The sequence below is a fragment of the Halomonas saccharevitans genome, assembly GCF_032333995.1.
In the GTDB taxonomy this organism is placed as follows: Bacteria; Pseudomonadota; Gammaproteobacteria; order Pseudomonadales; family Halomonadaceae; genus Halomonas; species Halomonas saccharevitans.
Window position 1 is genome coordinate 345,332 of sequence record NZ_JAVXUR010000003.1, and the last position, 12,938, is coordinate 358,269.

12 protein-coding genes are annotated in these 12,938 nt (G+C 70.4%); all 12 read left to right on the forward strand.

Translation table 11 applies throughout. The annotated features are described in order from the left end of the window. Positions 1–27: 27 nt before the first annotated feature. The 12 genes from nrdR (at position 28) to RSO68_RS09710 (ending at position 12,913) form a co-directional block, all read left to right on the forward strand. Complete coding sequence (gene nrdR / locus RSO68_RS09655; protein WP_089848410.1) at positions 28–513, forward strand: transcriptional regulator NrdR; 486 nt, start codon at positions 28–30, stop codon at positions 511–513. Next, the gene (gene ribD / locus RSO68_RS09660) at positions 513–1,649 is read left to right on the forward strand and encodes a bifunctional diaminohydroxyphosphoribosylaminopyrimidine deaminase/5-amino-6-(5-phosphoribosylamino)uracil reductase RibD (RefSeq protein WP_315586442.1); all 1,137 of its coding nucleotides are present in this window, start codon (positions 513–515) and stop codon (positions 1,647–1,649) included. The genes nrdR and ribD overlap by 1 nt, the downstream gene beginning before the upstream one ends. 315 nt (positions 1,650–1,964) lie before the next feature. Next, the gene (gene ribBA / locus RSO68_RS09665) at positions 1,965–3,128 is read left to right on the forward strand and encodes a bifunctional 3,4-dihydroxy-2-butanone-4-phosphate synthase/GTP cyclohydrolase II (protein WP_315586443.1); all 1,164 of its coding nucleotides are present in this window, start codon (positions 1,965–1,967) and stop codon (positions 3,126–3,128) included. An 84-nt stretch (positions 3,129–3,212) separates the two neighbouring features. Next, positions 3,213–3,713, forward strand: a complete 501-nt coding sequence (ribH, locus tag RSO68_RS09670) for a 6,7-dimethyl-8-ribityllumazine synthase (RefSeq protein ID WP_089848416.1) — start codon at positions 3,213–3,215, stop codon at positions 3,711–3,713. After that, positions 3,710–4,213, forward strand: coding sequence for a transcription antitermination factor NusB (gene nusB / locus RSO68_RS09675; RefSeq protein WP_315586444.1), 504 nt, complete (start codon positions 3,710–3,712; stop codon positions 4,211–4,213). Before ribH ends, nusB begins: the two co-directional genes overlap by 4 nt. Before the next feature lie 11 nt (positions 4,214–4,224). Further along, complete coding sequence (thiL, locus tag RSO68_RS09680; protein ID WP_089848420.1) at positions 4,225–5,184, forward strand: thiamine-phosphate kinase; 960 nt, start codon at positions 4,225–4,227, stop codon at positions 5,182–5,184. Continuing rightward, on the forward strand, positions 5,181–5,654 hold the full coding sequence (locus RSO68_RS09685; RefSeq protein ID WP_089848422.1) for a phosphatidylglycerophosphatase A family protein: 474 nt from the start codon (positions 5,181–5,183) through the stop codon (positions 5,652–5,654). The genes thiL and RSO68_RS09685 overlap by 4 nt, the downstream gene beginning before the upstream one ends. A gap of 75 nt (positions 5,655–5,729) precedes the next feature. Further along, a complete protein-coding gene (locus tag RSO68_RS09690; RefSeq protein ID WP_089848475.1) occupies positions 5,730–6,977 on the forward strand; it encodes a DUF945 family protein in 1,248 nt (415 codons plus the stop codon). A 77-nt stretch (positions 6,978–7,054) separates the two neighbouring features. After that, positions 7,055–9,487: an endopeptidase La gene (gene lon, locus RSO68_RS09695; protein WP_089848424.1), complete on the forward strand. Its 2,433-nt coding sequence runs from the start codon at positions 7,055–7,057 to the stop codon at positions 9,485–9,487. Positions 9,488–9,589: 102 nt separating this feature from the next. Beyond that, positions 9,590–10,597: a thiamine ABC transporter substrate binding subunit gene (gene thiB / locus RSO68_RS09700; protein ID WP_089848426.1), complete on the forward strand. Its 1,008-nt coding sequence runs from the start codon at positions 9,590–9,592 to the stop codon at positions 10,595–10,597. After that, positions 10,573–12,276, forward strand: coding sequence for a thiamine/thiamine pyrophosphate ABC transporter permease (thiP, locus tag RSO68_RS09705; RefSeq protein WP_315586445.1), 1,704 nt, complete (start codon positions 10,573–10,575; stop codon positions 12,274–12,276). The genes thiB and thiP overlap by 25 nt, the downstream gene beginning before the upstream one ends. Continuing rightward, positions 12,260–12,913 carry a thiamine ABC transporter ATP-binding protein gene (locus RSO68_RS09710; protein ID WP_315586446.1) on the forward strand — a complete coding sequence of 218 codons (654 nt, stop codon included), beginning with the start codon at positions 12,260–12,262 and terminating at the stop codon, positions 12,911–12,913. The genes thiP and RSO68_RS09710 overlap by 17 nt, the downstream gene beginning before the upstream one ends. Positions 12,914–12,938 lie beyond the last annotated feature (25 nt).

A 12,938-nucleotide genomic window follows, 5' to 3' on the forward strand; every position in this document is an offset into this window, starting at 1 on the left:
CCTCTTATCGACGTCGGGTTTCCCCCTATGCATTGCCCCTTCTGTGGCGCCAACGACACGCGCGTGACCGATTCCCGCCTGGTGGCCGAGGGCGACCAGGTTCGGCGGCGTCGGCAGTGCGCCGCCTGCAGCGAGCGCTTCACCACCTACGAGACCGCCGAGCTCGTGATGCCGCGGGTGATCAAGTCCGACGGCACCCGCGAGGTGTTCGATCAGGGCAAGCTACGCGCCGGCATGCTGCGTGCCCTGGAGAAGCGTCCGGTCAGCGCCGAGTCGATCGAGGCGGCCGTGGAGCGTATCCGCCAGCACCTGCGGGCCCGCGGCGAGCGCGAGATCCATGCCCGGGACATCGGCGAGGAGGTCATGCAGGCCCTCAAGCGCCTCGATCAGATCGCCTATATCCGCTTCGCCTCGGTCTACCGCCGCTTCCAGGACATCGATGAGTTCCGCGCCGAGATCGATCGCCTGGCCCAGGAGCCCGGCTTTCCCGACGACCCTGCCGGAGGGCGCTGATGACCGAACCGACCCTGGCCGAGACCTGGATGGCGCGCGCCCTGAAACTGGCCGAGCGTGGCCGCTACACCACCGACCCCAACCCCCGGGTGGGCTGCGTGCTGGTCAAGGGCGAGCGGGTGGTCGGTGAGGGCTGGCACGAGCGGGCCGGCGAGCCCCACGCCGAGGTCCATGCCTTGCGGGCGGCGGGGGAGGCCGCCCGTGGCGCCACCGCCTACGTGACCCTGGAGCCCTGCTCCCATCAGGGGCGCACCGGCCCCTGCGCCCTGGCGCTGGTCGAGGCCGGGGTGGCGCGCGTCATGGTGGCCATGCAGGACCCCAATCCCCAGGTGGCCGGCCGGGGCATCGCCCTGCTGCGCGACGCCGGCATCGAGGTCGAGGTGGGTGTGCTGGAGGACGAGGCGCTGGCACTCAATCCCGGCTTCGTGATGCGCATGTCCCACGGCCGGCCCTTCGTGCGCCTGAAGATGGCCATGAGCCTGGATGGCCGCACCGCCATGCGCTCCGGCGAGTCTCAGTGGATCACCGGCCCCCAGGCGCGTCGCGAGGTCCAGCGCCTACGCGCACGATCCAGCGTCGTGCTGACCGGGGTCGAATCAATCATCTTCGACAACGCCCGGCTAACCGTGCGCGCCGAACAGCTGGCGCTGCCCGACGGCGAGACGATCGCCGCCCGCCAGCCGCTGCGCGTGGTGGTGGATTCGCGCCTGCGCCTGCCCCTGGCGGCGGCCTGCCTGCGCGAGCCCGGCCGCACCCTGGTGGCGACCCTCGCCGAGCACGACGCCGAACGGCGCGAGCGGCTCGAAGAGGCCGGCGCCGAGGTGGTATTGATGCCGGCGGGCGAAGACGGCCGGGTCGACCTCGACGCCCTGCTGCATCACCTGGCCGAGGCGGAGCAGGCCAACGAGGTGCTGCTCGAGACCGGGGCGACGCTCGCCGGCGCCATGCTCGAGGCGAACCTGATCGACGAGATGCAGCTGTTCGTCGCGCCGACCCTGCTCGGCGGCGAGGCGCGCCCGCTCTTCGCGCTGCCGGGTCTGTCGCTGATGGCTCAGCAGAAGGGCCTCGAGATCCTCGACATCCGTGCCGTGGGTCAGGACTGGCGCATCACCGCTCGGCCTAGGCGTCGCACCTAACGCCGCAGAATTACCAAGCGAGAGGCGCCGAGAGCAGGGCGTAGAGGGGGTTCGAGGACCAGGGACGGCCGAGGTAGCGTACAGGGAGGTATTCACAGCGCCCCCTCGAAGCCTGTTGTCGGCATAGCCTCGAGCGGCTCGGTCGTCGCTGCCGCCTAGGCCATACTGGCGCTCGTCGACTCGCCACGGCTGCTATCTACTGGCGCCCACCGACGCGCCACGGTACCCTGACGCGGTTTCGAGGTGGCGACGCCGGAGGGCGACCCGATCGTCGCGGGACCGCGACGGCCACCACGCTGAATCAATGGAGACTCCATGGTGCACTCCTCATCCGGGGGCCTGGCCCCTATCGAAGAATTGGTCGAGGACATTCGTCAGGGCAAGATGGTCATCCTGATGGATGACGAGGATCGCGAGAACGAAGGCGACATCATCATGGCCGCCGAGAAGGTCGAGGCCGAGCACATCAACTTCATGGCGCGCCACGCCAGGGGGCTGATCTGCCTGCCGATGACCCGCGAGCGCTGCGAGCGTCTCCAGCTGCCGCTGATGGTGCGCGACAACGGCTCCGGCTTCGGGACCAAGTTCACTCTCTCCATCGAGGCCGCCGAGGGGGTGACCACCGGCATCTCCGCCGCCGACCGCGCGCGCACCGTGCGTGCGGCGGTCGCCCGCGACGCCAAGGCCGGCGACATCGTTCAGCCCGGCCACATCTTTCCGCTGATGGCCGAGCCCGGCGGCGTGCTGCGCCGCGCCGGCCACACCGAGGCGGCCTGCGACCTCTCGGCGCTGGCCGGGCTCGATCCCAGCGGCGTGATCTGCGAGGTGATGAACGAGGACGGCAGCATGGCGCGTCGCGCCGAGCTCGAGCGCTTCGCCGTCGAGCACGGCCTGAAGATGGGCACCATCGCCGACCTGATTCACTACCGCATCCACAACGAGCAGACCGTGCAGCCGGTGGAGTCGAGCCCGGTCGAGACCGCCTTCGGCGAGCTCAACCTGCACGTCTTCCGCGACAGTATCCAGGGCGCCCATCACCTGGCGCTGGTCAAGGGGCACCCGCATCCCGAGGTGCCGACCACGGTGCGCGTGCACCTGGCCAACGTGATGCGCGACCTGCTGGCCCTGCAGAAGGGTGACCGGCCGAGCTGGACCGCCCAGCAGGCGCTGGCCGAGGTGGCCGCCGCCGAGCATGGCGTCTTCGTGCTGCTCGACGACGGCCGCCCGCACCAGGACCTTCACGACCTGCTCGAGGTGTTCCTCGAGCGCCGTCGGCCGCCGCGCACCAGCGATTCCGATGGCGCCGGCAATTACCTGACCATCGGCACTGGCTCGCAGATCCTGCGCCATCTGGGCGTCGGCAAGATGCGCCTGCTGAGCTCGCCCTGGAAGTTCTCCGCCCTCTCCGGCTTCGACCTCGAGGTGGTGGAGCGCCTGGAACCCGGCGAGCCCGTGCCCAGCGAACAGCGCGACGATTGACGCCGCGCCCGCCTTCATCATGACGGCATGGCTGCGGCCATGCCTCCGGACCCTTTAGCACCGGATCTTTCAGGACACAGAACCATGCAACCGATTTCTCAAGTCGAAGGCAGCTTCGTCGACGTCGACGGCCGCTACGTGATCGTCGTCGGCCGCTTCAACCATCACGTGGTGGATAGCCTGGTCGAGGGCGCCGTGGACAGCCTGGTGCGCCACGGCGTGGATAGCGAGAACATCGACATCGTCCACGTGCCCGGTGCCTGGGAGCTGCCGCTGGCGATCAAGCGCGTGCTGCAGGTAGCCCGCCCCGACGCGGTGCTAGCCCTGGGCGCGGTGATCCGCGGCGGCACCCCTCACTTCGAGTACGTGGCCGGCGGCTGCAACACCGCCATGGGCAACCTGCAGCTCGAGTTCGACACCCCCGTGGCCAACGGCGTGCTGACCGTGGAATCCATCGAACAGGCCATCGAGCGCGCCGGCACCAAGGCCGGCAACAAGGGCGCCGAGGCGGCCATGGCGGCCATGGAGATGGTCTCGCTGCTGCGCTGCTTCGGCGACGATGCCGACGCCGGGGGTGAGGCATGAGCGGCGAGCGGACGCGGGCGCCCTCGAAGGCGCAGCAGTCGCGCCATGCGGCCCGTGAGCTGGCCGTCCAGGGTCTCTACCAGTGGCAGATGACCGGCAAGTCGATCACCGCCGTGGAGGCGGAGTTCCGCAGCCAGGTGGCCGATGACGACCTCGAGGATCACGAGAACTGGCACAAGGTCATGGAGATCGCCGACCTGGCGCTCTTCCATGAGCTGCTGCACAACGTGGCCCGCGACCGCCAGGCACTCGATGCCTCCATCGCGCCGCTGCTCGATCGCCGCCTCGAGGATCTCGATCCCATCGAGCTTGCGATCCTGCGCCTGGGCGCCTACGAGCTCTCCAAGCGCCTCGAGGTGCCGTACCGCGCGGTGATCACCGAGGGTGTCGAACTCGCCAAGTCCTTCGGGGCCACGGACGGACACAAGTACGTCAACGGCATCCTCGACAAGCTTGCCGGGCGGCTGCGGTCCGCCGAGGTCACCGCTCGCCGCCGCTGAAGGCCTGCCCGATGCACAGCGAATTCGAACTCATCACCCGCTACTTCACGCCCGACCCGCCCGGCCCGGAAGCCGGCGTGAGCCTGGGCGTGGGTGACGACTGCACGCTGCTGGCGCCGACACCGGGCGAGCGGCTGGCGGTCAGCGTCGATACGTCGGTCGCCGGGATCCACTTCCCCGAGGCGGCCCCGGCCGCGGCGATCGGTCACCGGGCGCTGGCGGTCAGCCTGAGTGATCTCGCCGCCATGGGCGCCCGCGCCCGCTGGTGCCTGATGTCGCTGACCCTGCCGGCGGCGGACGACGGCCCCTGGCTGGCGGATTTCGCCCGCGGCTTCCATGCGCTCTGCGACGCCACCGACACCGCCCTGGTGGGCGGCGACGTCACCCGCGGCGAGCTTTCCATCGGCGTGACTGTGATGGGGGAGGTGCCGCCCGAGCAGGCGCTGACCCGCAGCGGCGCGCGGTCGGGCGACGTGCTGGCGGTCACCGGAGCGCTGGGCGGCGGTGCCGGTGGGTTGGCCCTGTGGCAGCGCGGCGAGCGGGATCTCGCCCATCCGCTGCTCGTCCGCTACCTGCATCCGCTGCCGCGTCTCGCGGCGGGTCACGCCCTGCGTGGCCTGGCGAGCGCCGCCATCGACGTCTCCGACGGCCTGCTGGCCGACCTGGGTCACGTGCTCGAGTGCTCCGGCGTCGGCGCCGAACTGACGCCAGAGGCGCTGCCGCTGGCCGAGGGGCTGGTGGCCGCGCTCGGCGAGCGGGACGCCCTGGCGGCAGGGCTTCACGGCGGCGACGACTACGAGCTGCTGGTGGCCCTGCCGCCGGAGCATTTCGCCACGGCGCATGGCCGACTGGCCGAGCGGGGCCTGGCGCTGACCGAGATCGGCCGGCTGGTCGAGACGCCGGGCATTCGCGGCGTGGCCCTCAATGGCGAGCGCGGCTGGCAGCACTTTTCGACGGGCGGTACCTCATGAACCAGGCTCCTGCCAGCGTCTGGCGACGCCCGGTGCACTTCCTGGCCTTTGGCCTGGGCAGTGGCACCGTACCCTTCGCCCCCGGCACCTTCGGCACCCTGGCCGCCATCCCCTTCTACTGGCTGATGTCCGAGCTGCCGCTGGGCTGGTACCTGGGCCTGGTGGCGGTGACCTTCCTGTGGGGCATCTGGCTCTGCGACAAGACGTCCCACGACCTGGGCGTCCACGATCACTCCGGCATCGTCTGGGACGAGTTCGTCGGCTACTGGCTGACCATGGCCGCCGTGCCCTTCTCCTGGGAGGCGGCGCTGTGGGGGTTCGCGGTGTTTCGCGTCTTCGACGTCTTCAAGCCCTGGCCGATCCGCTGGGCGGATCGCCGGGTCGCCGGCGGCTTCGGCATCATGATCGACGATGTCCTCGCCGCGGCCTACGCATGGAGTACCATGCACCTGTGGTTCTGGCTCCACTGAGTCGCCGCGCTCGAGGGCTCCTTACTCGCGGCGCGCCGCAGTGGCCCGGATACGGCGCGGACAAGGAAGGCCATGATGCGCAAGGAACGACTGATCGTCCCGGTGGTGGTGGGGCTGGCGCTTGCCTGGGCGCTGGCGCAGGCCATCGCCAGCCTGCTCTTCGAGCGTGAACTGGCCCGGGCCCTCGAGGATCTCGCTGCCCGGGGCGACCTGCTGGTCGAGCGCAGCGACGTTGAGCGGGGCTGGCTCGAATCCAGCGGTACCCTCCATCTGACGCCCCGTTTCGGCCGGGCCTGGCACCTGGCGCTGCCCTACGAGGCGCGTCACGGAGTGATCAATACCCGCATCGACGGCACCCTCAAGCCTTACGTCGGCGCCGACGGTCGTCGGCTGTTCGGCGATTTGCTGCCCTCCTCAGCGCCGCGCTGGCAGGCGCGCTACCATACCCTGGGGGCCACCCTGAGGGGGCGCCTGAAACTGGCGCCCTTCATCGTCAGCCAGCAGGAGCGCGCGCTCGAGTTTCGCGGCGGCGAGGTCACCTTCAGCGGGGTCTACGGGGACTGGCGGCTGCAGGCCGACCTCGCGCCCTGGCGGCTCAGCGATGGTTCGACCACGCTTGAGACCGGCCCGATCACCCTTGAGAGCCGCTACGCCTACACCGAGGACGCCTACCACTTCACCCAGCAGGACCTGCTCAAGGTGGCAGGGCTCGCCTGGCGCCAGCCGGACCTCGCGCTGGATGCCAGCGGGCTGGTGCTGCACAGCCGCACCACCCTCGACGAGGCGGAGCTGCGCATCCGGAGCGAACTGACCCTCGATCGCCTGATGGCGGCCGACGAGGTGTTGCTCAACGGCCGCCTCGCCGTGGAGCTGTCGCGGATCAACGCCGATGCGCTGCGCCGGGTGCTCGCCACGCTGCGCGACGAGGCGGCCCGTGGCGAGACCGACCGTGGGGGCAGGGCGCTGCTGGCGCGCCTGGAGCCCGACCTGCTCGGCCTGCTCGCGGATTCGCCGCGGCTGGACCTCCATGCCGTCGACCTCGACAGCCCGATGCTGGGGCTGGATGCACGCGGCGACGGCGCCCTGTTCTTCGACGCCGAGGCGCTTGAAGCGCTGGACCCGACCGCGCTGGACGAGCCCGAGGAGCAGGCCCGCTGGCGCGAGCGGCTCTACGGCGACGCGACCTGGGACCAGGTGCCCCCGGTGGTGGCGCTGTGGCTCGGCCTGCCGCTCGCCACCGACGACCTGGCGATCGACGTGGTGCGCGGGCGGGTCAGGATCAACGGCCGGCCGCTGTCGCCGATCCTCGAACGGCGTCAATGACTTGAAGTCGGGCTTCGCTGCCCGCATCCCTCAAGTCAGCCCCGGGAAGCTTCCCGACGATTCAGGACGAGGACCGCATGAGCGACGACCACGAGATGCAGGATGGCCTGGACTGGATCCATGCCAACGACGACGACGCTTTCGACGACGAGTTGCCCGGCGCCGAGGACCACCGCTCGGTGGTGCCCGCCAGCGATTCCCTGCCCGAGCGCATCTATCTGCTGCCGATCCACAACCGGCCCTTTTTCCCCGCCCAGGTTCAGCCGCTGGTGATCAATCGCGAGCGCTGGGAGGAGACCATCCGCCGTGTCGGCGACACGCCGCATCGTGCCGTCGGGCTGGCCTTCGTCGGCGAGACCGGCGTCGAGGATCTCGGCGGCGAGGACTTCCCCGAGATCGGCACCGCGGTGCGGGTCCACAAGCTGCAGAGCGAGGATCAGCAGATCCAGTTCATCGCCCAGGGCATGCGGCGCTTTCGCATCACTCGCTGGCTCTCCAAGGAGCCGCCCTACCTCGTGGAGGTGAGCTACCCCCGCGAGCCGGTGGATGCCGAGGACGACGAGACCCGCGCCTACGCCATGGCGCTGATCAACGGCATCAAGGAGCTGCTGCCGATCAACCCGCTCTACGGCGAGGAGCTCAAGCACTATCTGAACCGCTTCAGCCCCCACGAGCCGGGGCCGCTGACCGACTTCGCCGCGGCCATCACCTCGGCCAAGGGGCCGGAGCTGCAGGACGTGCTGGCGACCCTGCCGGTGATGGAGCGCATGCAGAAGGTGCTGCCGCTGCTGCGCAAGGAGATCGACGTCGCCCAGCTGCAGAGCGAGATCAGCGAGCAGGTCAACGCTCAGATGCAGGAGCGCCAGCGCGAGTTCTTCCTGCGCGAGCAGCTCAAGGTGATTCAGCGCGAACTGGGTATCTCCAAGGACGATCGCGAGAACGACGTCGACACCTTCCGGGCGCGCCTCGAGGGATGCGTGGTACCCGAGCGGGTCATGGAGCGCATCGACGACGAGCTCGACAAGCTCTCGGTGCTGGAGACCGGTTCGCCGGAGTACGGCACCACCCGCAACTACCTCGATTGGCTCACCGCCATGCCCTGGGGCGTCAACAGCCAGGACCAGCTCGACCTGGCCCACGCCCGCACGGTGCTCGACCGCGACCACGACGGCCTGAACGACGTCAAGGAGCGTATCGTCGAGTTCCTCGCCGAGGGCACCTTCAAGGGCGACGTGGGCGGCTCGATACTGCTGCTGGTCGGCCCGCCGGGCGTCGGCAAGACCTCGGTGGGGCGCTCCATCGCCGAGGCCCTGGGTCGCGAGTTCTACCGCTTCTCGGTGGGCGGCATGCGCGACGAGGCCGAGATCAAGGGCCACCGCCGCACCTACATCGGCGCCATGCCCGGCAAGCTGGTCCAGGCCCTCAAGGAGGTCGAGGTCGAGAACCCCGTGATCATGCTCGACGAGATCGACAAGATGGGGCAGTCCTTCCAGGGCGACCCGGCCTCGGCGCTGCTCGAGGTGCTCGACCCGGAGCAGAACGTCGACTTCCTCGACCACTACCTCGACGTGCGCCTGGATCTTTCCAAGGTGCTCTTCGTCTGCACCGCCAACACCCTGGACTCGCTTCCCCCGGCGCTGCTCGACCGCATGGAGCAGATTCGCCTCTCGGGCTATATCGCCGAGGAGAAGGTGGCCATCGCCAAGCACTTCCTCTGGCCTAAGCTGCTCAAGCGTGACCGGATCCCCAAGAAGCGCATCAACCTGACCGACGCCGCGCTGCGCCAGGTCATCGAGGGCTACGCCCGGGAGGCCGGGGTGCGCCAGCTCGAGAAGCAGCTGCACCGCATCGTGCGCAAGGCGGCGGTCAAACTCCTGGAGAGCGACCAGCAGTCGGTGCGAGTCTCGGTCAACAATCTCGAGACCTACCTCGGCCCGCCGATCTTCCGCAAGGAGCAGGTGATGAAGGGCGAGGGCGTGGTTACCGGGCTTGCCTGGACGTCCATGGGCGGCGCCACCCTCTCCGTGGAGGCCGGCAAGGTGCACGCCCTGGATCGCGGCTTCAAGCTCACCGGCCAGCTCGGCGACGTCATGAAGGAGTCGGCCAACATCGCCTACAGCTATGTGCTGGGCCACCTCGGCGACTACGGCGCCGATACGGACTTCTTCGACTCGGCCTTCGTGCACCTGCACGTGCCGGAGGGCGCCACGCCCAAGGACGGCCCCTCGGCCGGCGTGACCATCGCCACGGCGCTGCTCTCGCTGGCCCGGCATCACGCCATCGACCGGCCCCTGGCGATGACCGGCGAGCTCACCCTGACCGGCCAGGTGCTGCCGGTGGGCGGCATCCGCGAGAAGGTGATCGCCGCTAGGCGCAGCGACATCTTCGAGCTGATCCTGCCCGAGGCCAATCGCCGCGACTACGACGAGCTGCCCGACTACCTCAAGGAGGGGCTGACGGTGCACTTCGCCGGCCGCTATCGCGACGTGGCCAAGGTCGTCTTCGGCTAAGGCCGACCCCGTCTCGAGCCTCCCGCACGCACCCGCCGATGGCATAATGGCGGGTGCGTCGTTTGGTTTTGCAAAAAAGTGTGCGAACAACAAGGAACGCCCATGCCCTCCAAGGTTCATGCCGCCGGCGCCTCGCTCGCGGCGCTGCTGGCCGCCGGCTCGCTCCAGGCCGACGAGACCCTGACCGTCTACACCTACGACTCCTTCGTCTCCGAGTGGGGCCCCGGCCCCGGCATCGAGGAGGCCTTCGAGGCGCGCTGCGGCGACTGTGACCTGGAGTTCGTGGCCCTGCCCGGCGGCGTCGACATCCTCCAGCGCCTGCGCCTGGAGGGGGAGGGCAGCCGGGCGGATCTGGTGCTGGGCCTGGACATGAACCTGATGGCCGAGGCGCGGGCGCTGGACCTGCTGGCGCCCCACGGGGCCGACCTGGCGCCGCTCGACTTGCCCATCGACTGGACCGACGAGACCTTCCTGCCCTACGACTGGGGGCACTTTGCCTTCGTCTACGACACCGAACAGCTCGAGACGCCGCCGGGCAGCTTCGCCGAGCTGCTCGAGGCACCCGACGACGTCAAGGTGATCCTCCAGGACCCGCGCACCAGCGTTACCGGCCAGGGGCTGATGCTGTGGATCAAGAAGCTCTACGGCGATCGGGCGCCCGAGGTCTGGGCCCGGCTCAACGAGCGGGTGCTGGCCGTCACCAACGGCTGGAGCCAGGCCTACTTCTCGCTGTTCATGAACGGCGAGGCGCCCATGGTGCTGTCGTATGCCACCTCGCCGGCCTACCACATGGCGGTGGAGGAGACCGACCGCTACCAGGCCGCCGAATTCGAGGAGGGCCACTACCTGCAGGTCGAGACCGCGGCGATGCTGCGCACCACCGAGCAGCCCGAGCTGGCCCGGGACTTTCTGGCCTTCATCCTGAAACCGGACTTCCAGCGCCACATTCCGCTGGGCAACGTCATGAACCCGGCCATCGACCTGGGTGACGAGCGGCCCGAGGTCTTCGACCGGCTGATCGAGCCCGAGAGCCTCACCTTCACGCCCGAGGAGGTCCGCGCGCATCGTCGCGAGTGGATCCGCGAGTGGCTCAACGCCAGCGTCCGGTGAGCGGCGCGACTACCTCTCTGCGCTGGGCCAGCCGTTCGCGCTGGCCGCCGGGCCTCGGCCTCGCCGCCCTGACGGCGGTGGCGGGGCTGGGGCTCGGCAGCCTCGGCGCGCTCTTGTGGCAGGCCCGTGGCATGCAACCGGCGGCCCTGTGGCAGGAGCCCTGGCTCGCCGCGGTGCTGCGCTTCACCCTCTGGCAGGCGACCCTCTCGACGCTGCTCGCCGTTGGACTCGCCGTGCCGGTGGCGCTGGCCCTGGCGCGGCGCCCGCGCTTCCCGGGGCGCGGCCTGCTGCTGCGGGCCATGGAGCTCTCGTTGGTGCTGCCCACGCTGATCGGCCTGTTCGGCCTGGTGGCGGTGCACGGCCGGCGCGGCTGGGCGGCGCCGCTCTGGGAGGGGCTCGTCGGGTCGGAGTCGGGTTACCTCTACGGCCTCTCGGGCATCGTGCTGGCCCATGTCTTCTATAACCTGCCGCTCGCGGCCCGGCTTATGCTGCAGGCGCTGGAGACGGCGCCCGCGGCGCACTGGCGGCTCGCCTCACAGCTGGGCCTGACCCGCACGGCGCTCTGGCGAACCCTGGAGTGGCCGCGCCTCGCGCCCTTGCTGCCGCGGCTCGCGGCGCTGGTGTTCACGCTCTGCTTCACCAGTTTCGCCATCGTCATGACGCTCGGCGGCGGCCCGCGCTCCTCGACCCTGGAAGTGGCGCTCTATCAGGCGCTGAAGTTCGATCACGACCTGGCGCTGGCGGCCCTGCTGGCCCTGACCCAGCTGACCATCTGCCTCTCGCTGTGGCTGCTGGCGCTCTCCCGGGGCGGGACGCCCTCGCTGGTGGTGGGCAGTGTCTCGCTGCCGACCGGTGGGCGCTGGCGGCGCCGCGATGCCCTGGGGGTGTCGCGCGTCACCGATGCCTTCTGGCTCACCGCGCTGGCGGCACTGCTGCTGCCGCCCCTCGTCGCCGTGGTGCTGGCGGGCCTGGCCGGGCTGCCGGAACTGCCTCGCCAGGCGAGCCTGTGGGCCGCGGCGGCGCGCAGCCTGATCATGGCTCTCGGTGCGGCGGCCGGGGCGCTGACTCTCGCGCTGTCTTTGCTCACGGGCAGTCGCTGGCTCAAGGCCCGGCGGCACGGCGTGGCGGCGCTCGCGATGGAGGGCGGCGGCCAGCTGATTCTGGTGATCCCCGCCCTGGTGCTTGGCACCGGGCTCTTCCTGCTGCTGCGCCCGACGCTCGGCAGCGGCTGGCAGGGCTATGGCCTGGTGGTGCTGGTCAACGCCTTCATGGCGCTGCCCTTCGCCATGCAGGTGGTACGCGGGGCGCTGCCCGGGCTCTCGGCCCCCGAGGAGCGCCTGGCCGATCAGTTCGGCATCCGCGGGCGGGTCCGGCTGCGCTGGCTGGTCTGGCCGCGACTGCGTCGTTCCCTGGCGCTGGCGCTGGCCTACGCCATGACCCTGTCGCTGGGCGACTTCAGCGTGATCGCCCTGTTCGGCAGCCCCTCGGCGCCGACCCTGCCGATGCTGCTCTACCAGCAGCTCGGCGGCTACCGCTGGCAGGGCGCCGCCGCCACGGCGCTGCTGCTGCTGTCGCTGGTGGTGCTGGTATTCGTGCTGCTGGGGCTTTTGACCCGCCGCCCGCCCCGCTATCCCTGGAACCGTTTCGTCCGCGAGGAGCGTCATGCTCGAGTGCCGTGACCTGATCTTCCACTACGACCGCTGCGAGCCCGGCGAGACCCCGGACTTCTGCTTCGGCTTTCGGCTCGCCCCCGGCGAGTGCCTGTCGGTGGCGGGACCGTCGGGGGCCGGCAAGAGCACCCTGCTGGGGCTGCTGGCGGGCTTTCTCGAGCCGGCCGGCGGCAGCCTCACCTGGCAGGGCCAGGACCTGCTGGCGCGCCCGCCCTGGGAGCGCGGCATCACCACCGTCTTCCAGGAGCACAACCTCTTTGACCAGCTGCCGGTGTGGCTCAACGTGGGGCTGGGGCTGGCGCCCGACATGCGCCTCACCAGCGAGCAGCAGGGCAGGGTCCGGGAGGGACTCGCCGAGGTGGGGCTCGCGGGGCTGCACGATCGCCTGCCGGCGGAGCTCTCCGGCGGCCAGCGCCAGCGCGTGGCGCTGCTGCGGGCGCTGCTGCGTGGATCAAGGATCCTGCTGCTCGACGAGCCCTTCTCGGGGCTCGACGAGGCGACCCGCGCGGGGCTCTGGGAACTGGTGCGCCGCCAGAAGACCGCGGGTGCCGCGGTGCTGCTGGTCAGCCACGACCGCGACGACATCGAGGCGCTGGCCGACCGTCGCACCCGGCTCGAGGGCGGCCGGCTCTTAGGCGGCGCCTAACGGGCCCGGAGCGCTGGCCTGAGCG